The 17,924-nt window shown below is 69.5% G+C and carries 19 protein-coding genes and 1 pseudogene; 9 read left to right on the top strand and 11 right to left on the bottom strand.

The genetic code is table 11. The features are described 5' to 3' along the window. Positions 1 to 55: 55 nt before the first annotated feature. Positions 56 to 1,258, bottom strand: a complete 1,203-nt coding sequence (locus tag ACGF8B_RS24510; protein ID WP_392742284.1) for an MFS transporter — start codon at positions 1,256 to 1,258, stop codon at positions 56 to 58. Between the two features lie 38 nt (positions 1,259 to 1,296). On the opposite strand from ACGF8B_RS24510, the gene ACGF8B_RS24505 reads away from it, so the two are divergent. Continuing rightward, positions 1,297 to 1,893 (top strand): CGNR zinc finger domain-containing protein, encoded by a 597-nt coding sequence (locus ACGF8B_RS24505; RefSeq protein WP_392742282.1) that lies wholly within the window; start codon positions 1,297 to 1,299, stop codon positions 1,891 to 1,893. Positions 1,894 to 2,065: 172 nt separating this feature from the next. Continuing rightward, positions 2,066 to 2,248, top strand: a pseudogene (locus tag ACGF8B_RS24500) (alpha/beta fold hydrolase); the annotation flags it as partial. 218 nt (positions 2,249 to 2,466) lie between these two features. Here ACGF8B_RS24500 and ACGF8B_RS24495 read toward each other — a convergent pair. Next, complete coding sequence (locus ACGF8B_RS24495; protein WP_392742280.1) at positions 2,467 to 3,039, bottom strand: O-methyltransferase; 573 nt, start codon at positions 3,037 to 3,039, stop codon at positions 2,467 to 2,469. Positions 3,040 to 3,192: 153 nt separating this feature from the next. Here ACGF8B_RS24495 and ACGF8B_RS24490 point away from each other — a divergent pair, with 153 nt between their 5' ends. Further along, the gene (locus ACGF8B_RS24490) at positions 3,193 to 3,636 is read left to right on the top strand and encodes an HIT family protein (protein WP_392742277.1); all 444 of its coding nucleotides are present in this window, start codon (positions 3,193 to 3,195) and stop codon (positions 3,634 to 3,636) included. 55 nt (positions 3,637 to 3,691) lie between these two features. Here the strand turns inward: ACGF8B_RS24490 and ACGF8B_RS24485 are convergent, their stop codons facing one another. The 4 genes from ACGF8B_RS24485 to ACGF8B_RS24470 all read right to left on the bottom strand — a co-directional run bounded on the left by ACGF8B_RS24485 (position 3,692) and on the right by ACGF8B_RS24470 (position 6,353). Beyond that, positions 3,692 to 4,033, bottom strand: a complete 342-nt coding sequence (locus ACGF8B_RS24485) for a DUF5713 family protein (protein WP_392742274.1) — start codon at positions 4,031 to 4,033, stop codon at positions 3,692 to 3,694. Between the two features lie 165 nt (positions 4,034 to 4,198). Next, positions 4,199 to 4,729: a hypothetical protein gene (locus tag ACGF8B_RS24480; RefSeq protein ID WP_392742271.1), complete on the bottom strand. Its 531-nt coding sequence runs from the start codon at positions 4,727 to 4,729 to the stop codon at positions 4,199 to 4,201. Between the two features lie 218 nt (positions 4,730 to 4,947). After that, on the bottom strand, positions 4,948 to 5,577 hold the full coding sequence (locus tag ACGF8B_RS24475) for a GrpB family protein (RefSeq protein WP_392742268.1): 630 nt from the start codon (positions 5,575 to 5,577) through the stop codon (positions 4,948 to 4,950). A gap of 92 nt (positions 5,578 to 5,669) precedes the next feature. Then, the gene (locus ACGF8B_RS24470) at positions 5,670 to 6,353 is read right to left on the bottom strand and encodes a TetR/AcrR family transcriptional regulator (protein WP_392742267.1); all 684 of its coding nucleotides are present in this window, start codon (positions 6,351 to 6,353) and stop codon (positions 5,670 to 5,672) included. A 261-nt stretch (positions 6,354 to 6,614) separates the two neighbouring features. Between ACGF8B_RS24470 and ACGF8B_RS24465 the strand changes: the two genes are divergently transcribed. Genes ACGF8B_RS24465 through ACGF8B_RS24450 form a run of 4 tightly spaced genes read left to right on the top strand, consistent with a single transcriptional unit; the run spans position 6,615 to position 11,533 of the window. Then, positions 6,615 to 7,163, top strand: coding sequence for a (2Fe-2S)-binding protein (locus tag ACGF8B_RS24465; RefSeq protein WP_392742947.1), 549 nt, complete (start codon positions 6,615 to 6,617; stop codon positions 7,161 to 7,163). Beyond that, entirely contained in the window at positions 7,160 to 8,152 is a 993-nt protein-coding gene (locus ACGF8B_RS24460; RefSeq protein WP_392742264.1) for an FAD binding domain-containing protein, read from the top strand. The genes ACGF8B_RS24465 and ACGF8B_RS24460 overlap by 4 nt, the downstream gene beginning before the upstream one ends. Beyond that, positions 8,149 to 10,392 carry a xanthine dehydrogenase family protein molybdopterin-binding subunit gene (locus ACGF8B_RS24455; RefSeq protein WP_392742261.1) on the top strand — a complete coding sequence of 748 codons (2,244 nt, stop codon included), beginning with the start codon at positions 8,149 to 8,151 and terminating at the stop codon, positions 10,390 to 10,392. The genes ACGF8B_RS24460 and ACGF8B_RS24455 overlap by 4 nt, the downstream gene beginning before the upstream one ends. After that, on the top strand, positions 10,385 to 11,533 hold the full coding sequence (locus ACGF8B_RS24450; RefSeq protein ID WP_392742259.1) for an XdhC family protein: 1,149 nt from the start codon (positions 10,385 to 10,387) through the stop codon (positions 11,531 to 11,533). Before ACGF8B_RS24455 ends, ACGF8B_RS24450 begins: the two co-directional genes overlap by 8 nt. A 13-nt stretch (positions 11,534 to 11,546) precedes the next feature. Here ACGF8B_RS24450 and ACGF8B_RS24445 read toward each other — a convergent pair whose 3' ends face one another. The 5 genes from ACGF8B_RS24445 to ACGF8B_RS24425 all read right to left on the bottom strand — a co-directional run bounded on the left by ACGF8B_RS24445 (position 11,547) and on the right by ACGF8B_RS24425 (position 15,930). Next, on the bottom strand, positions 11,547 to 12,176 hold the full coding sequence (locus ACGF8B_RS24445) for a MarC family protein (protein ID WP_392742256.1): 630 nt from the start codon (positions 12,174 to 12,176) through the stop codon (positions 11,547 to 11,549). A 476-nt stretch (positions 12,177 to 12,652) separates the two neighbouring features. Continuing rightward, the gene (locus ACGF8B_RS24440) at positions 12,653 to 13,111 is read right to left on the bottom strand and encodes a hypothetical protein (protein ID WP_392742253.1); all 459 of its coding nucleotides are present in this window, start codon (positions 13,109 to 13,111) and stop codon (positions 12,653 to 12,655) included. A 281-nt stretch (positions 13,112 to 13,392) separates the two neighbouring features. Beyond that, complete coding sequence (locus ACGF8B_RS24435) at positions 13,393 to 14,409, bottom strand: hypothetical protein (RefSeq protein ID WP_392742250.1); 1,017 nt, start codon at positions 14,407 to 14,409, stop codon at positions 13,393 to 13,395. Positions 14,410 to 14,575: 166 nt separating this feature from the next. Continuing rightward, positions 14,576 to 15,313 carry a class I SAM-dependent methyltransferase gene (locus ACGF8B_RS24430; RefSeq protein WP_392742248.1) on the bottom strand — a complete coding sequence of 246 codons (738 nt, stop codon included), beginning with the start codon at positions 15,311 to 15,313 and terminating at the stop codon, positions 14,576 to 14,578. 140 nt (positions 15,314 to 15,453) lie between these two features. Next, the gene (locus ACGF8B_RS24425; RefSeq protein ID WP_392742246.1) at positions 15,454 to 15,930 is read right to left on the bottom strand and encodes a hypothetical protein; all 477 of its coding nucleotides are present in this window, start codon (positions 15,928 to 15,930) and stop codon (positions 15,454 to 15,456) included. 271 nt (positions 15,931 to 16,201) lie between these two features. Between ACGF8B_RS24425 and ACGF8B_RS24420 the strand changes: the two genes are divergently transcribed. Both ACGF8B_RS24420 and pfkB read left to right on the top strand, forming a co-directional pair. Beyond that, positions 16,202 to 16,963 carry a DeoR/GlpR family DNA-binding transcription regulator gene (locus ACGF8B_RS24420; protein WP_392742944.1) on the top strand — a complete coding sequence of 254 codons (762 nt, stop codon included), beginning with the start codon at positions 16,202 to 16,204 and terminating at the stop codon, positions 16,961 to 16,963. Continuing rightward, positions 16,960 to 17,907: a 1-phosphofructokinase gene (gene pfkB, locus ACGF8B_RS24415; protein ID WP_392742244.1), complete on the top strand. Its 948-nt coding sequence runs from the start codon at positions 16,960 to 16,962 to the stop codon at positions 17,905 to 17,907. The genes ACGF8B_RS24420 and pfkB overlap by 4 nt, the downstream gene beginning before the upstream one ends. Positions 17,908 to 17,924 lie beyond the last annotated feature (17 nt).

The raw sequence follows: 17,924 nt of genomic DNA, 5'->3' as shown, positions 1-17,924 counted from the left end.
CGGCTACGCGACCATGCGGTCGCGGCGCGTCCGTCATCCGTTCGTTCGACGGTGATCAATGCGGCATCGCACGGTCCTCGGACGAACTGTCGGCTGTCGACGGGATTACGAAGAAGGCCAGTGCCGCGAGGACCGCGACACTCGCTGCGAGTGCCAGAGCACCACGCAAGGACCAGGTGGCGACCGGTCCAGCCGCCGCAACTCCCAGGGCGAACCCGGTGATCTTCAAGCTGGCGCCGGTGGTGAAGATCTGGCCGCGCAGATGTTCCGGGGCCTCCCGGTGGCGTACTGCGAACAACGCGGCCAGTTGCGGTCCTTCACCGATCCCGAGCACCAGTACGGCCACGACCAGCAGCAACGGTTGCTCCGAGGCGGCCAGGACCAGCGCGGCAGCCTGGACCAGAGCGCCGGCCCAGATGATGGCGTCCGGGGCGAGCGAGTGCGGAAACCTCGCGAGTACGGCGTTGGCCACGAGGGCGGAGACCGCCGCGCAGGAAAGCAGCATCGCGCCGCGGCCGGCTCCGCCCATCACATGCTCGCCGAGGAACACCGTGCAGGCGGTCAGCATGCCTTGCGCGACGCTGGAGACGACCGAGGTGAGAGTCACTCGGGCCAGTGGCGGTCGCCCGGTAATGACCCGGAATCCGGCAACGAGGTCGCCGGCCACCGACGCCTCCCGAGGAACGTGCTCCCGAACGGGGCGGGCCGGGAGCATCAGCGCAGTGGGCAGTGCCAAGCCGACGAGCGCCGCGGAGACCACCACAGCCGTCGATGCCCCCAGCAGCTCCGCCGTTCCGCCCGCAAGGGCCGGGCCGGCCAGGCTCGCCGCGCCGTACGTCATGGCGTCGAGCGTGTTCGCCCGGGGCAGGCCGACATCCGGTACGACCCGGGGCAGTTGGGCCGTCCATCCGCCGGACAGGGCAGGCGCCGGAATCCCCGTGAGAACTGCGATCAGGACGGTGACGGCAAATGGGAGGCGCCCGATCCCCGCGAGGATCGTTCCCAGGCCCACCGCGTACACGACGAGCGCTCCGGCCAGCAGGCGGCCCGGCCGGCTCGCTCTGTCGAGGAGCGTCCCGAGCAGCGGCCCTCCCGCTGCGGCGGAGATCGTGATGCCCGCGAGCAGCGACGACGCTTCCGAGGTCGATCCGGTCAGCGCGAAGCCGGCCAGCATCAACGCCGGCCCCGATGCCTCGTCCCCGGCGCGAGCCGCCACTGCTCCGACGAGGTAGACGCGGAGTGAGTAACGCGTTTTCATGAGCAGGACGTTACGGAAGTAACTCAAAACTCAGCAATATGCGTTACATTGCAGAGGTGTCCCCCAACATCGACGGCTGGTCCACCAGGCACTCCGTATTGGCCATGGCGCGACGTACCGCCGCTCTGGTCAATGCCCTCGACGCCGACCGCCCCGACCCGGGCGACATCGCCGATGTGCTCCGCGCACACGGCGAAGCGGACGCCATCGAGCTCACCGCGTGCGACGTCGACGGGATGCGCGCGGCTGCCACCCTGCTGCGGGAAGTCTTCGCCGCCCGGACCGCCGACAGTGCGGCCGGCCACCTCAATCGTCTTCTGGCAGAACAGACCGCACCGCTCCGCCTGACTTCTCATGACGGCAACTCCCCCTGGCACCCTCATCTCGACCACGATGACGACGCCCCCTGGGGCGAGTGGTTGCTGGCCTCGTCCTGCATGGCCCTGACGGTGCTCGTCTGGGAGCACCAACGTCCGCCCGGCAGGATCTGTTCATCCCCCAGTTGCCGGAACGCCTTCATCTCGCAGGGCAGCGGCCCGGAACGCCGCTACTGCTCCCGCCGGTGCGCAACCCGCGAGCGGGTCTCCGCCCACCGGCGCTCCCGTTCCGTCGAGCAGTCGGGCGGACCGAAGTAGGAGCGTGTCCCGCGTGGGCGTGATCCACGTGGGACGTCGCGGCTGTCCGGTCCCGCCAGATCCCTGCTTCGCAGGTTGTCCGTCCAGGTCTGCGGTTGATCAGTCCGAGCGTCCCCGCGGGACAGTATTTTCGCGTACCGGCGCCGAGGACCGCCCCGCCGGTAGGGTCGCCATCATCCTGAACGGCGAGAAGGACACCGTCCTCCGGTCCGGCGAGCTGTACTTCGTCCGCGCGCATCCGCATGCCCGCGTCGAGTTGATCGCGCGTGCAGGACATCTCGCGAACTTCGACGATCCGGATGCGTTCACCGAAGCCGTCCGCCGCTTCGCCCGGAATCTACCTGTTCGCAGCTGACTGCGGACCTGTGTGAGTACGACATACGTTGCCGGCCGGGCTCATTCACGAACCGCGCAGCACCGTCCAGAACCTGATCCGTTCCGGCACCGGCGCCGGAGGCAGCACTCGTTCATGCCACGCCTCGATGTGGTTCCTGGTCGGGCAGTGCGCAGGTCGCAGGGGGCCATCCCGTCACCGACGCCCCGGAGCTCGTGGGGTGACCCGCAGGAGACCGCCTAGAGGCGGCGTGCGCCGATGACCACTGAACTATCCGGTGTTGTCAGTATCTCGGTGGCGTCCAGGTCCGGATGAGTGAGGTAGAACATGCGGAGTTCATCCACTCGCCCCTCGAAACGAGGCGGCCAATGGGGTGAGGGGGTGAAGTCGTCCAGGACGAGGAGGCCGCCGGGAGCCAGTTGCTCGACGACCCGCTGGGGGTCGTCACGCTTGCCACCGCCGTCGCAGAAGAAGACGTCGAACGGGGCGTGCCGCTCAAGCAGCTTCCAGTCCCCCGTGAGAACGCTGACGCGTTTGTCGTCCGCGAAGACACCGGCCGCTCGACGGGCCAGTTCCTCGTCACGCTCCACGGTGACCAGGCGTGCGCCGGCACCGAGGCCACTGTGCAGCCAGGCTGTGCCGACGCCGGAGCCGGTGCCGCTCTCCGCGATGACTCCGTCGGGTTTCGCCGCAGCGGCCAGTTTGAGCAGCCTGCCCACTTCAGGGATACAGCTCTTCTTGAACCCCGCTTCGGAGGCCACACGCTCTGCGGCCACCACACGAGGCGGAACAGCACGTTCTTCCATGATCACAACTCCTCTCAACGTGAAACATGACCATATCCGCCGGCAGGGGCCTCCAGACAGCTTGCTCCGCCGGGCCTCGGCGACAGAACTCGTTCGCGTACGCACGAATCTTCTGATGTGGTGGGCGTGACAAGGGACTTGGAGCCTGGGGGGACATTCATGGCGGACGACGGATGCATCTTCTGCACGATCGTTCATGGTCGGGCGGAGGCCAGCATCGTCCATGAAGACGAATCGGTGATCGCCTTCATGGATCTCCGGCCCGTCAACCCCGGTCACCTGCTGGTCGTTCCCAAGACGCATTCGGCGGGGCTGGAGGATCTTCCGGAGGACGTCGGCGTCCAGGTCTGGAGGGTGGCGCACCGGCTCGGGCGGGCACTGCGCCGATCAGGTCTGCGGTGCGAGGGCGTCAACCTGCTTCTCGCGGACGGCGAAGCCGCGTTCCAAGAGGTCTTCCATGTGCACCTGCACGTCATCCCTCGCTTCACAGGTGATCCGTTTCGCATTGGCTCCGACGCGCGCGTCCATGAACGCGAGCAGCTCGACGTGGCATCTGCCGCCGTCCGTGGCGGCCTCGCCGTCCTGGATGCCCTGCAGCCTTGAGAGCCGGAGGGCGGCAGCTCCCAACGGTCGCATCAGCCGTCGGGAGCACATTCGCTCACCAATCCCTGGCGGCGATCAGCTCCTCAGCGTCCGCGTCCGCGAAGCCGTACGCCGTCGCCACGAACCAGAAGTCCTCGCCGATCTCCTCGCGCGCGACGGTCTCGATCTCGCTCCCCGCCGCCACGAACTCGGCTTCCAGCGCATTGAACTGCTCCGTCGCCACCTCCGTGAGCACGTACAGCGCCGGCAGGTCCGCCGGCTGCTCGGCCTCGATCCGCTCGCACAGATTCAGCAGGATCGCCTTGCCCTTGTCGAGGACATGGTCCGGAAAGTAGGCGTCCGCATACAGCGGCCGCAGAAAGGCGCGCTCAGTCACCTGCTGGTTTGTGATCGGCATGGTGCCCCATCTCCTCGAAGAGCCAACGCGCCGATCATGCACCACACCACTGACAGTCCCGGCGCATGCCCGGAAGCAGTACTTTCGTGGCCCGCCCCCGCGATCCGGTGCACGACGGCGAGTTGGCGGCTCCCTTGCCGCAGCCCCTGTGAGCGGCTTGGGCGTCTACCGCTCGTCGATGGCGTGTTCCCTCAGGAATGCGCCCGCGTGGGCGGCAGCCTCTTCCTTCGTCGCGTAGCACGAGGTGCTGTCGGCCTCGTCGCGCGTGCCGTCCGCCCCCTGTCCGGTCCACCGCCAGCCGCCCGATGACGGATCCCGGGACAATTGGGCACTGCCCCCGCACAGTTCGACGAAGCCGGCCTCCGCCGTCGAGACCGACCTGTCGATGGCTTCGGGCCACTTCTTGCGGGCACCCTGCCGGGTGATCCCCCAAGCAGCGCCCAACTGTTCATAGCTCGCGCCGTAGGAGCCGGCGGTCCTTGCCGCGATTGCTGTCAATCGCTTGACCTCCGCGTCCACCACCTTCCAGGTGGTGAGGATCGAGAGAGTGACGTCGACGGGGTCGGCATCCCACATGCGTTCTTCAGGAAGCCCGGTCGCTCGGGCACGCACGGCCGAGGCCAGTGGGTTGAGGGCATCCAGAAGAGCTTTGCCGAGGGCCGTCTCTTCCTCGGTGGTGATCTCAGGCGGCATCATGCGTGCAACTTTAGTTACCGGTAGACGATTTGGCAACCAAAGTTACCGGAGGCGCTACGGCGTGGAATCGATACTGATTCCGCGGCCCTGGTGGCTCGCGACACCGGCGGCCCCCTGGAGGTGGCCCACGTCCAGCAGACCGCCGTGTTCGAGGATCAGGCCGTCGACACCGAGACCGCCGACCGGGCGCGCCGCCGTAACCGCTCGTCTCGACCGGCTCACCGGGTGCCGTCGAAGTCCGCTCGCGTCGCGGGAGCCGTGCGCGGTGCGGGGCGCCCCGGAGGCGGCCGCCAGCCCGTTGCCGCCGCCCAGCGTTCGGCCGCGACCATCAGGATCTCGGTGGCCGGGGCCTTGATCCGCCCGTAGTCCAGAAGGTCCGGCACGCTGTGGGCCAGCCGCCGTTTGAACTCCCCCCACTGCTGTCGGGCAGCCTCGTCGGCACGCAGGTAGTCGCGGAACAGAAGCGCGAAACGGCAGTTCGGGTCGTACTCCCGGCGCAGGTGTACGTTGCACCTGCGCGCACCCACCGGTGGGGCGAGCACCAGCTTGCCGCACTCCTGTCCGCCCGAGAGCTCGGCCCGATTCCACGGTTCGGGCCGGCAGCGGAAACCGATCGCGGCGAGAAGCCCGGTCTGCCGGGCCTCTTCGATCTCGGCGACGCGCACCTGGACGTCCACACAGTCCTTGGCCGCCAGGCCCGGCACCGATGTCGATCCGATGTGGTCGATCGTGTGCGCCTCGCCGCCCAGCGCGTCGTACAACTTCACGGCCAGGCGGTCGAAGTCCACCGGCCACTGCGGTTGATACTCCAGTACGGCCACCGGAGCCGCTTCATCTGCGAAAGCCATGCCTCCAGCCTGCCCGCGCAACTGTTCCGGACGCCGGAACGGCGAAGAGAATCGGAACGAGCGAAGGGAATCGGACAGCTTCCGGAGAGGAGTCAGCCCGTCCCCCTGCCCACCGGTCCCGATACGCCCGGGTCCGTGCCATCCGTTGCGAGTCCGCCCGCGCCGGAGGCTTCCGCACCAGGAGCTCCCGCCCGCAGCCCGTCCATCACGAGGTCCAGGAGGCGCGTCGCGCGCGGCTGCCAGTCGCTGTGCGGGTCGATCTGCCAGAGCCCGGCGATGGCAAGTACGAAGTCGTCGGGAGTCATGCCCGGGCGGATGGTGCCTGCCTGCTCGTTGGCGGTCAGCAGCAGGGTGACCGCCCGGGTCACCGGGCCGTGCCCCAGCTCGGCCAGGCTGCCGCCGGAGTTCCTGGTGGACTTGCGCAACGCGTCCGCCAGACCGGCCTTGGCCATGGCGTACTGGGCCAGCCGGTCCATCCACTCCCTCAGGGCCCGGTCAGGTGCGCGGGTACCGAGCAGCTGGGCCGCGGTGTCTGCGACCTGCTGCATCTCGAAGCGGTAGACCTCCAGGACGAGGGCCTCCCGGTTGGGGAAGTTGCGGTAGAACGTCCCCTGTCCGACGCCCGCCTTCTTCGCGATGGTGCTCAACGGGGCGTCCGCCGCCCGCGTCAGCTCTGTCAGCGCGACTTCCAGAATGCGTTCACGGTTGCGTTGCGCGTCCGGCCGCAGAGGCGCGCCCTGCCCGTCGCGCATCTCGCCCCGTACCTCGTCCGGCATTCGTCCTCCTCACGGAAAGGGCAGCCGAACTCCCTGAAAGGGCAACCGAGTCCGGCCTTGCTGAGCGGACAACTGTCCGCTAGGTTCGACAACAAGTGGACAGCTGTCCGCTTGGACTCACCTTAGCGGCAGATCCGGCCGGTGTGACTGACCTGCGCCCACCGCCACCGGTTCATTCGTTCTCATCGCCCTCTCCCTCCCGTAATGTCCACCGGGATCGTCTCGCTCGACGCGCATCAGCAATGCGAAAGAAGGCTGATCATGACTCCATCGACGTCCAGTGCCATCACCCTGAACATCAATGGCGAAAAGTACACACTGCCCGTCGACCATCGCACCACCCTGCTCGACGCCCTGCGTGAGCACCTCGATCTGACAGGGTCCAAAAAGGGCTGTGACCTGGGTCAATGTGGTGCCTGTACGGTGCTGCTCGATGGGCGGCGAGCGGTTTCCTGCCTCCAGTTGGCAGTCGCGGCCGAGGGGCGCGCGATCACCACCATCGAGGGTGTGGCCGACGGCGAGCGGCTTCATCCGGTGCAGCAGGCCTTTCTCGACCTCGACGGCTATCAGTGCGGATACTGCACTCCCGGGCAGATCTGTTCAGCCATCGCGGTGATCGAGGAACACGCGGCGGGCTGGCCGAGCGCGGCGACCGACGATGTCCGGCCGGAGGCCGGGGTGCCCGCGCTCAGCGCTGAGGAGATCCGCGAGCGGATGAGCGGCAACCTGTGCCGCTGCGGTGCCTATGTGTCGATCGTCCAGGCAGTGGCGCAGGCGGCCGAGGCCCGGGACAAGGAGGCAGTGGCGTGAGGGAATTCGGCTACGAGCGGGCCTTCGATGTTCCCGGAGCGGTCGCCCTGATCGGTTCCGACCCCGACGCCCGCTTCCTCGGCGGGGGCACCAACCTCGTGGACCTCATGAAGACCGGCGTGGAACGGCCCGCTCTCCTGATCGACGTACGTGAACTTCCGCTCGACAGAGTCGAGTTGGACCGCGAAGGAGGGCTGCGGATCGGGGCAACCGTCACCAACAGCGACCTGGCCGCCCATCCCGACGTGCGGCGCCACTACCCTGCGTTGGCGCAGGCCGTGCTGGCAGGAGCCTCGGGACAGCTGCGCAACATGGCCACGGTCGGCGGGAATCTGCTCCAGCGGACCCGCTGCGGCTACTTCACCGACATCAGCAGGCCTTGCAACAGGCGTTCCCCCGGCAGCGGTTGTCCCGCTGTCAACGGCGAGCACCACAACCACGCCATTCTCGGCGCGTCCGAGCACTGCGTCGCCACCCATCCTTCGGACATGGCGGTCGCGCTCGCCGCCTTCGACGCCGTCATCTCGTACGAAACGGCGGACGGGCCGGGCGAGTTGCCGATCGACGCGTTCTACCCGCCGGTGGGCGACACACCGCACATCGAGACCGCGCTCCCGCCGGGCGCTCTGATCACCGGCGTCACGCTGCCGCCCGCCCCGGTAGCCGCCCGCTCGCGGTACCGGAAGGTGCGCGAGCGCGCCTCGTTCGCCTTCGCGATCGGGTCGATCGCCGGCGCGCTCGACGTCGAGGACGGCGTCGTACGCGAAGTCCGTCTCGCTCTCGGGGCTGTCGCCTCGATGCCGTGGCGGGCCCGTGCGGCCGAGCGCGTGCTGGTCGGCGGACCGGCGAGCGCGGAGGCGTTCGCCGCAGCGGCGGACGCCGAGCTGGCGGCCGCCGAGGCTCTTCCCGACAACGGATACAAGGTGACGCTGATGCGCAACCTCATCGTGGCCGTGCTGACCGAGCTCACCGAGGAGGTCTCCCGATGACCACGACGACCGGGATCGCCGGCGTGACCGGAGCCATCGGATCCGTCCGCACCCGGGTGGAGGGCCGAGACAAGGTCACCGGGGCGGCCCGGTACGCCGGAGAGGTCCCCTTCACCGAACTCGCCCACGGGTGGCTGGTGTTGTCGGCGGTGGCCCGTGGCCGGATCCGCTCGGTGGAGGACGGTCCGGTGCTGGCCATGCCCGGAGTCCTGACCGTGCTGCACCACGAGAACGCGCCTCGCGTCGACATCGAGTACATGGGCATGCTGGGGCGGCCGAACCCGATCGTCGGGATCTTCCAGCACGACCGCGTACCCTTCGCGGGCTGGCCGGTGGCGCTGGTGGTGGCCGAGACGTCGGAGCAGGCCAGGGAGGCCGCCGAGGCCCTGGTGGTCGAGTACGACGTGGAGCCGCACGATGTCTCCTTCCGTGCCGACCGCCCGGATGCCTACACACCGCAGAGCACTCCGATGGTGCAGCCGGAGACGGAGAAGGGGGATGTGGAGGCTCAACTCGACGCGTCCGCCGTCGTCGTGGATGCGGAGTACACCACTCCGGAAGAGCACCACAACCCTATGGAACCGCATGCGGCCACGGCCCGCTGGGACGGCGGCCGGCTCGACGTCGTCGACTCCAACCAGGGCAGCAGCTGGGTGGCGAACGAGCTGGCACAACTCTTCTCCCTCGATCCGGCATCCGTGCGGGTACGGTCGGAGCACGTCGGGGGCGCGTTCGGGTCGAAGGGGCTGAGTCCGCATCAGGTGGCGGCCGTGATGGCCGCCACCGTCCTCCAACGGCCGGTGCGTGTCGTGCTGACTCGCCGCCAGATGTTCTCCCTCATCGGCTACCGCAGCCCGACGGCGCAGCGGATCAGGCTCGGCGCCGACGCCGACGGCCGGTTGCGTGCGCTCGACCACCGGGCGCAGAGCCTCACGTCGACCGTGTACGAGTTCATCGAGTCGAGTGCCGTCCTGGCGCGTGTGCTGTACGACGCCGACGCGCATCACACCCTTCACCGGCTCGTGCGGCTCGATGTTCCGACCCCGACGTGGATGCGGGCGCCGGGCGAGGCACCCGGGTCTTTCGCCCTCGAATCGGCTCTTGACGAGCTGGCCGAGAAGTGCGGCGTGGACCCGATCGCGCTGCGCGCACGCAATGAACCCGCGACCGGCCCGGTGTCCGGGCTGCCCTTCAGCAGCCGCAATGTGCTCGCCTGTTTCGAGGAGGGCGCCCGCAGGTTCGGCTGGGCGGACCGTGATCCTCGTCCCGGCCTGCGCCGCGAGGGGCGCCGGCTGATCGGGACTGGTACGGCGGCGGCCACCTACCCCTCGGGGGTCGCTCCCTCCACAGCGGCCGTGACCGCGGAGCCGGACGGCACCTTCACCGTACGGATCAACGCGGCGGACGTCGGGACCGGGGCGCGGACGGCGATGCTGCTGGTCGCCGCGGACACGCTGGGCGTGGATCCGGATTCCGTACGGGTACGCATCGCGGACAGTGACATCGGCCCGGCGATGATCGCCGGCGGCTCGATGGGGACGCGCTCCTGGGCGTGGGCCGTGACGATCGCCGCGAACGAGCTGCGGGAGCGTCTGGCCCTGGGAGGTGGCATTCCGCCGGAGGGGATCACCGCCCGGTCGGACACGGCGGAGGCGATCGCCGCGCTCTCCCGGAAGGAGCGCCATTCGTTCGGTGCGCAATTCGCCGAGGTCGCGGTGGACATGGACACCGGTGAGGTGCGCGTACGACGGCTGCTCGGCATCTACGCGGCGGGCACCATCGTCAACCCGCTCACCGCGCGCAGCCAGTTCATCGGCGGAATGACCTGGGGCCTGTCCATGGCCCTCCACGAGGAGGCGGTCAGGGATCAGGTCTCGGGCGGCCATGTCGGCCCCGACCTCGCCGGCTACCACGTAGCCGCGCACGCCGACGTCCCGCTCATCGAGGCCGACTGGGTGGACGACCCCGTCCCGGGCGACCCGATCACGATCAAGGGCATCGGCGAGATCGGCATCGTGGGCGTCGCCGCCGCGATCGCCAACGCGGTGTGGCATGCGACCGGCGTACGTCACCGGGAACTGCCGATCCGTCCGGACCGCGTCCTGCGTGCGGCGGACGAGGCCCGTCGTCGGGCGGCGGAGGGAACTCCGCGCGGCCGGGACGAGGGCGGACCCCGGAGTGACCCGGCGGAGGGCGGAACTCCGGGCGGCGGAGCGGAAGGAGGAGCGCCGGGTGCTTGACATCGCCGAGGAGCTGAGCCGGTGGTTCGAGGAGGGCCGGGACTTCGCCGTCGCCACCGTCGTGGCCGTCAGCGGCAGCGCGCCACGCGGTCCGGGCGCCGCCCTGGCCGTCGACGGTGACGGCACCGTCATCGGCTCGGTTTCCGGCGGTTGTGTGGAGGGCGCGGTGTACGAGCTCTGCGTCCGGGCTCTTGGGGACGGGCGGCCGGTACGCGAACGGTTCGGTTACGACGACGAGGACGCCTTCGCGGTGGGGCTCACCTGTGGCGGCGTCATCGACATCCTGGTCACGCCGGTGCGCACGGACGCGCCGGTGTTCCGGGCGGGGGTGTCGGCCGCGGGCCGGGGAGAGGCCGCGGCGCTCGCCCGGGTGGCCCGGGGCCCGGTGGAACTGCTCGGCCGGGCACTGCTCGTCCGCCCGGACGGATCGTACGAGGGCAGCCTCGACGGGCCCTTGGAACTGGACCGCACTGCGGCCGCGGAGGCCCGGGCGATGCTGGACATCGGCCGCACCGGCACCGTCGAGATCGCGGAGGACGGGGCGCGTTGTCCGGGCGGCGTGACGCTGTTCGTGGAGTCGAGGGTGCCGCCGCCCCGGATGATCGTGTTCGGTGCGGTGGACTTCGCGACGGCATTGGTCCGGGCGGGCAAGTTCCTGGGCTATCACGTGACCGTGTGCGATGCCCGGCCGGTCTTCGCCACTCGCCTACGCTTCCCGGACGCCGACGACCTGGTGGTCGACTGGCCGCACCGCTACCTCCGGCGTACCGCGACCGACGCACGAACCGTCCTGTGTGTGCTCACCCATGACGCCAGGTTCGACGTTCCCCTCCTGGAGGCGGCCCTGCGGCTTCCGGTCGCGTTCGTCGGCGCGATGGGCTCGCGCCGCACCCACGAGGACCGCGACCGACGCCTGCGCGAAGTCGGCTTGACCGACCAGGAGTTGGCTCGTCTGCATTCTCCGATCGGCCTCGATCTCGGTGCGCGTACCCCGGAGGAGACCGCACTGTCGATCGCGGCGGAGATCGTCGCGGCTCGGCGCGGCGGAACGGGTGTTCCGCTGACCGGAGCGCGGACACCGATCCACCATGACTCCGACGGCAGGGAGGCCGGAGCCCCCCGCTCGCGAGCGGCGGCCTGATCCGGCCGGCCCCTCAGTGGCCGCGCCCGCTCAGCCCGGCGCCGAGTTCCGCCAGGCCGTCGAGGACCAGGTCGATGCTGACCGCGGCAAGCAGAAGCCCCAGAAGCCGGCCGAGCAGTTCGAAGGTCGCATGGTGCGCGGCGCGCAGCAGCCGTTCCAGGAGCAGGATGCAGACGAGGTCGAGCAGAATCACCGCCACGTACGCACCGGCCACCGTGGAGCGCCAGGTCCAGGACGAACGTGCTGTGGCCTCGATGAGCAGTGCTGTCATGGCCAGCGGACTGACGACGAACGGTACGAGAAGTTCACGCAGTCCACTGGTCACATCGGGGGCGTCCCGGTCCGGTGCGTCCATTCCGGTCGGAATCCCCAGGACGAGACCGACGGCGTAGAGAAAGAAGATGATGCCGCCCGCGAGCAGGAGCGCGGGTGTACTGATGTGGAAAAGGTCCAGCAGCAGAGGAGCGGTCAGGCTGGCCACCAGACCGATGAAGACCGCCGCGCCACAGGAGATGAAGGCGATGGTGCGCAATTGGCGAGTCGGGTGCAGCTCGGCGAGGTGGGCAAAGGAGATCAGGACCTTGGGCGGCCCGACGACCGAGACGAAGGTGATCAGAGCGGCGGAGAAGGTAAGCGCGTTCACCTACGAAATCTAGGCTGCGGGGACCGGCTGATCGTGGCAGGGCGAGGCTGGTGTCGCTCACCTCCTGGGGGGGGATCCGCCTCGCAGCCGAAGCACATCCCTGCCCCTGCCCCTGCCCCTGCCGCGGCCACTGCCGCGGCAACGGCAACTTGCTGCCCGGGCGATCGCAGTCGGCTCCAGCGCACATGCCCGGGTTTCCTGCTGCGGTTCCTGCCTTCACATCAACAGGCCCGCAGGCGAATACGAGTTCAGTTCTCTCCGCTGCTTGGCCCGGATCGGCGGGGCGGCCGAAAGCGTCGCCAGAGGCATACGGCCTGCCGCACCTGTGGGCAGCGGAGCCGGGCGGCGACCGGCGGACGGCCCGTGCCACCTGCCCGCAGGCGGGGACACGGGCCGACCGTACCTCGGACGCAGCCTCGACCTCGACCTCGGCCTCGGTCACCGCCGATGCTTCACTCAGGCTCGCGGAGGCCGGCTCAGAACACGAACGGGCCGGGCGACTGCGTGGATGTCGCGTTGCAGGTCGCGGTGATGCCGAAGACCACGACCTTGAGGGACGTGGCCACCAGGCTGTCGCCCGAGGCCACGGTCCCCTTGAGCGGTCCCGTCGACACAGGACTTCCGGCGGGTATGGCGGGGTTGGAGCTACCGGTGAACGTGACGGCTCCCGAGCCGTTGTTGGCGAGTGTGAGCGTCGACTTGACCGAGTTGGCCCCGACGCTGATCGGTGCCGTGATGGCAGACGTCGAGACGTCGATGGTCGCGGTCGTGCCGCTCTGGGAGGCGGTGAGGGTCGCGCTGCCCGAGCCGTAAGATCCACAGTCGAAGGAAATGGTCGCGGTGGTGGGGGTGACCGCGTCGGCCGTGGGTGCCAGTGCGAGCGTGCCTGCGGCGAAGGCGGAACAGAAGGCGAGTCGCCGTATGCCATGCCTCATGGTGATTGCCCTTCATGTGGGGGGACTGCCGACGCGTCGAATCGGGGAGCCGCGCCGGAATGCAGCAATTTCCTGACGAGCCGTCAGTCTGAATTGCCTTCCTCATTGAGGCACGACGACCTTGAAGCAACAAGGCACATCGCCATGATTCTTGACATGCTACGGCCAAATTCGGTCACGTTCGGACAGACCTCCGGGGCATGGGGCGCCCGCGCACGGGCGCCCTGCGGGCATCCGGGGTTCGCCGGGGATACGAACCGCCGGGCGTCAATCCGTACCGGTCAGGAGGGCAGCTTCAGGTCCGTGCATCCATGACGCTGTGCCGCCCGTTCGGCAAAGGCACGCAGGGCGGTACGGAGGTAGCCGCGCGACGGAGACGCGTATTCCGTGTCGTTGACGGTGAAGAGGGCGCGCGGGCCCCTGCCGCACGCGGCGCTCGCCCAGGCGCTGTGACGGTCACTACCCGCGTCGCCCCAATAGCCGTCGTCGGGGGTCCGCAGGCTCTGGGCGTACGGTCCGAACGAGGCTTCGAACCAGTAGAGTTCCTCGTACCGCGCCTTGGTCTCGCCGAGTGCGCAGGTCTCCAGGAGCGCGGTGCCGGGGGCGGTGACTCCACGGTGCCAGTCGACGGAGTCGTTGTCGGGGGCGGGTACCCCCGCGCAGGTGCCGGTGGTGTTCCCGGGAGTCGGGCTGTCGGATTGCACGGGGATGGGCGGCACCCGGGAGCCGTGCGGGGCGTCGCACGACCACCGTTCGGCGGCCCGCTCGGCGGTGGCCGTGGCCAGTCGGGCGATCTTCCCGGTCTCCTCGGCGTTCTCGTGCGACTCCTCGGCACTCACGGTCACCACGAGGGAGGCGGGCCGGTTGGTGCAGTTGAGCACGATGCCGGTGCCGCGGAAGTCGGTGTGGCCCTGCCAGCCGGCGCCGATGGCAACGGGCAGGTGGCCGGAACTTCCGTAGCGGAGCATCGAGAGCGGTTCCCCGGAGACGTATCGGTTGCGGACGGCGTCGTACGGGATCAGGGCGACCAGCAGTCGGGTGTCCGCCACGCCGCACTTGTCCCAGCGGTTGTCATCCGCACCACCCGTACGGTCCCCCGGTAGTCCGGGGTCGATGGAGTACGAGGTCAGGGCGGCGGATTCGACGGCCGGAATCAGACCCTCGCAGTATGTGGCGAGCCTGTCCTCGTACCGCCACCGCTTGCCGGTGTCGCTCATCCGGTACCAGCCGTAGCCGGCCGCGAGCAGCAGGACCAGTGGCAGCGCCACGTACAGCGCGATCCGGCGCATCGTCTTCATCGGGCGTCGCCCTCCCCCGTATCGATCAGGCGCCCTGCCTATCATCCCTGGCCCGGGGCCCGGCAACCTCCGTATCCGGAATGAGCGCTGCTGCGGGTTCTGAGCAGCGCGGAGCACACCGTCCGTCCGCACAGCCCGCCCGGTATCGCAGTACGGACGCGGACGGTCAGCGATCGATCGGGGGACGTCGGGCGAGGAAGACCAACTCGCGGCCGGGGCGGTCGGGAGCGTCGCGAACGTCGTCCACCACGAACCCCTGAGCGACCAGCTCCGCCTCGACCTCCCGCCGCTCACGGAAACGCAACGTGGAATTCGCAGTCAGCACCTGTCCGTCCGCGGTGAACTCGAAGGTCCAGCGGAAGGTCACCAGCGGCCCACGCACTTCGAGCAGTTGAACCCAGCTCGCGACCCCGCCGGCTCCAGGGATCTCCGTCACGCGGTAGGAGGCCTCACGCTTCCACTCCTCCCAGGCACGCCGGGCCGGATCCCGTGTCTCGAACACAAGGATCCCGCCGGGTCGCAGGGATTCGTACGCCGCCCGAAGCGTCATCCGCCACACCTGCGGGTCAACGATGGCCTGGGCCACGTTCGCCGTCATGGTCACGAGGTCCACCTGCAGGGGCGGCAGTGCCCCCGCATCACCGCAGACCCAGCGCACCCGTTCGCTGCCCGGCTTGCCACGGGCCACATCGACGGACGCCGTTGCCGGATCCACGCCCACGACCTCGATCCCACGTTCGGCCAGCAGAAGGGCGAACACTCCTGTCCCACAGCCGATGTCCAGGACCTGGCGCGCTCCCAGCTCCTCGGCCAGGCGGATGTAGGGGGCGAGATCACTCCGATCGGATTCGAGCACGTCGTAGAGCGCGGCCAGCTGGGGATGCGTGAAGCTCTCGTCAGCCATGCGGCCGAAGCTACGCAGGACCGACAACGAATGGCTACGGATTTACTCCTTCGGCAGGGGGCGGGCATACGGCCGACGACTTGCCGTCGCTCGCGAGCCAGGACTCCGGCCGCAGGTGGGACGCCGTCAGGAGGAGCCCGCTAAGCCGGCCACGTGATCCGCCCGTTCGCCACCTCGATCACTTCCGGCGTCAAGGATTCGTGGAACCTCAGGAGGCCGATCGAAACGACATCGTCCCCGTGCCGGTGGGTGTCCTGGACGCGCTCCGCCAGCCAGCAGAGCAGTTCACCGGCCTTGTCGAAATCATCGGGGTGGATCTCCTGCCGGGAGGTCAGCGACCAGCCTTTCCGCGGCAGGTCCGCGCGCCCCACCAGCGCCGAACCGAGCACACCGCCGATCCGCCGGGCCGCACCGCTGCCGGCCAGCAGCGGGCGGGGATCGTCCTCGATCACCGGCTCCCCCGCCTCGCCCTCCACCACGATCGGGAACTCGGTCACGACGGACAGGCGCTCCGGCCGCGGCCCGATTCCCAGGTGCCAGCGCAGATCGGCCAGCTCCGCCCCGGAGAGCTCGTCCCGCAGATCGACCGATACCGCCAGCTCATACACATCGCTCATGCGCCGCAGCCTACAAAGGACGACTGACACGGCGATCCGGGTCCGGGACAGGAGCACCCGTCGCATGTCACCCGCAGGCCCGCACCACCGCGGCCCTCCGCCCGAATCCGTACCCACGCCCGCTCCGGTGCTGCCGACAGAGACGGCCCCAGCCCCGGCGCCGTATGTCCGTTCAGGCCCGCGGATGCCCGAATCCATTTACATCCCCGAACTTCGGGCGTAACCTGACGACGAAACCACACACTCGGGCATGGAACGGATTCAAACCAACATGTATGCACCGGAGCGGCAGCAAGCAATCCTCCGCCTCGCCCGCGAGAGCGGCCGGGTCGAAGTGCTGTCCCTGGCTGAGGAATTCCAGGTCACGGCCGAGACCGTGCGGCGCGATCTGAAGAGCCTCGACCGGGCCGGGCTGCTGCGCCGCGTCCATGGCGGTGCGATTCCCGCCGGGCGGCTCGACTTCGAGCCGGATCTCGCCGAGCGCGATGCCGTCGCCATCGACGAGAAGGAACGCATCGCGTCGGCCGCGATCGGTGAGCTGCCCAACGACGGCAGCGTGATCATCGACGCGGGCAGTACGGCCGCCCGGCTGGCCGCGGTCATTCCGCTCGACGCCCGCCTCACCGTGGTCACCCATGCGCTTCCGGTGGCTGCCCGACTCGCCGACCACCCAGGCATCGCGCTGCATCTCGTCGGCGGCCGGGTCCGGCCCCGGACCCGCGCCGCGGTCGATGCCTGGGCGTTGAACGCCTACCGTGAGATCAACGCCGACGTCGTCTTCCTCGCCACCAACGGCTTCTCGCCGAAGGGCGGTCTCACCACACCGGACCTGGCCGAGGCCGCCGTCAAGCGGGCCATGATCTCCGCCGCCCGGCGGGTCGTGCTCCTGGCCGACTCCGCCAAGTTCGGCCAGGAGCATTTCGCCCGGTTCGGCGATCTCGCCCAGGTCGACCTGCTCATCACCGACACCGGACTCGGCTCCGACGACGCCCTCGCCATCGAGGGCCGGGGCACGGAAGTAGTGCGCGCATGATCCTTACCGTCACCCCCAATCCGAGCCTCGACCGGACGTACGAGCTGCCCCTGCTGACCCGCGGCTCCGTACTGCGGGCCACGGGCGACCGGGTGGACCCCGGCGGCAAGGGCATCAATGTCTCGCGTGCGGTCGCGGCGGCCGGCCACCGTACGATCGCCGTCGCACCGCTCGGCGGACCCGAGGGCGCACTGCTCACCCGGCTGCTGGGTGAACACGGCATCGAGGCGGCCGGGGTGCCCATCGCCGGCAGCACCCGGATCAATGTCACCCTCGTCGAGCCCGACGGCACACTCACCAAAATCAACGCGGAAGGCCCGGAGATCACCGGGGCCGAGGCCGAAGCCCTGCTGGATGCCGTACAGAGCCGGTCGGCCGCCACGGACTGGATCGCCTGCTGCGGCAGCCTGCCGCGTGGACTGCCCCCGCAGTGGTACGCCGAACTCGTCGCCCGGAGCCACCGTTCCGGGGCCCTGATCGCCCTCGACACCTCCGGCGCCGCCCTGACCGCAGCGCTGCCGGAGCACCCCGATGTGATCAAGCCGAACGCGGAGGAGCTCGCCGGAGCCGTGGGGCGTCCGTTGGCGACGGTGGGCGATGCCGTGAAGGCGGCGGAGGAGCTCCGCGGGCGAGGCGCCGGGGCCGTTCTGGCGAGCCTCGGGGCCGACGGGCAGTTGCTGGTCGACGGTACGGGGGTGTACTTCGGCAGCGCGCGGGTCGATGTGGTCCGCAGCAACGTGGGAGCGGGCGACGCCTCGCTCGCCGGCTTCCTCGCTGCCGGCGGCACCGGGCAGGGCGCGCTCGCCGTGGCGGTCGCCCACGGCGCGGCGGCCGTGCAACTCCCGGGCAGCGTCATGCCGACGCCCGCCGATCTCGATCTGTCGGCGGTCACCACGACCGCCGAAATCCCTCTGGACCGCCCTCTGACGGAGCCGACGTCATGACCGCCGCCTATCGGAGC

Origin of the sequence: Streptomyces sp. NPDC047917, from assembly GCF_043204345.1 — a bacterium.
GTDB classification, from domain to species: domain Bacteria; phylum Actinomycetota; class Actinomycetes; order Streptomycetales; family Streptomycetaceae; genus Streptomyces; species Streptomyces sanglieri.
Note: the sequence above shows the minus strand (reverse complement) of the source record. Positions and strands in the feature narration are given on the sequence as shown.

What these genes read in the sequence shown, in the direction of transcription:
- ACGF8B_RS24505 (WP_392742282.1), top strand. Translation starts at nt 1,297, where the DNA reads ATGCGTTACATTGCAGAGGTGTCCCCCAACATCGACGGCTGGTCCACC.
- ACGF8B_RS24455 (WP_392742261.1), top strand. Translation starts at nt 8,149, where the DNA reads ATGACCACGACGACCGGGATCGCCGGCGTGACCGGAGCCATCGGATCC.
- ACGF8B_RS24480 (WP_392742271.1), bottom strand. Translation starts at nt 4,729, where the DNA reads ATGATGCCGCCTGAGATCACCACCGAGGAAGAGACGGCCCTCGGCAAA.
- ACGF8B_RS24430 (WP_392742248.1), bottom strand. Translation starts at nt 15,313, where the DNA reads ATGGCTGACGAGAGCTTCACGCATCCCCAGCTGGCCGCGCTCTACGAC.
- ACGF8B_RS24440 (WP_392742253.1), bottom strand. Translation starts at nt 13,111, where the DNA reads ATGAGGCATGGCATACGGCGACTCGCCTTCTGTTCCGCCTTCGCCGCA.
- pfkB (WP_392742244.1), top strand. Translation starts at nt 16,960, where the DNA reads ATGATCCTTACCGTCACCCCCAATCCGAGCCTCGACCGGACGTACGAG.
- ACGF8B_RS24465 (WP_392742947.1), top strand. Translation starts at nt 6,615, where the DNA reads ATGACTCCATCGACGTCCAGTGCCATCACCCTGAACATCAATGGCGAA.
- ACGF8B_RS24485 (WP_392742274.1), bottom strand. Translation starts at nt 4,033, where the DNA reads ATGCCGATCACAAACCAGCAGGTGACTGAGCGCGCCTTTCTGCGGCCG.
- ACGF8B_RS24420 (WP_392742944.1), top strand. Translation starts at nt 16,202, where the DNA reads ATGTATGCACCGGAGCGGCAGCAAGCAATCCTCCGCCTCGCCCGCGAG.
- ACGF8B_RS24475 (WP_392742268.1), bottom strand. Translation starts at nt 5,577, where the DNA reads ATGGCTTTCGCAGATGAAGCGGCTCCGGTGGCCGTACTGGAGTATCAA.
- ACGF8B_RS24435 (WP_392742250.1), bottom strand. Translation starts at nt 14,409, where the DNA reads ATGAAGACGATGCGCCGGATCGCGCTGTACGTGGCGCTGCCACTGGTC.
- ACGF8B_RS24470 (WP_392742267.1), bottom strand. Translation starts at nt 6,353, where the DNA reads ATGCCGGACGAGGTACGGGGCGAGATGCGCGACGGGCAGGGCGCGCCT.
- ACGF8B_RS24425 (WP_392742246.1), bottom strand. Translation starts at nt 15,930, where the DNA reads ATGAGCGATGTGTATGAGCTGGCGGTATCGGTCGATCTGCGGGACGAG.
- ACGF8B_RS24490 (WP_392742277.1), top strand. Translation starts at nt 3,193, where the DNA reads ATGGCGGACGACGGATGCATCTTCTGCACGATCGTTCATGGTCGGGCG.
- ACGF8B_RS24510 (WP_392742284.1), bottom strand. Translation starts at nt 1,258, where the DNA reads ATGAAAACGCGTTACTCACTCCGCGTCTACCTCGTCGGAGCAGTGGCG.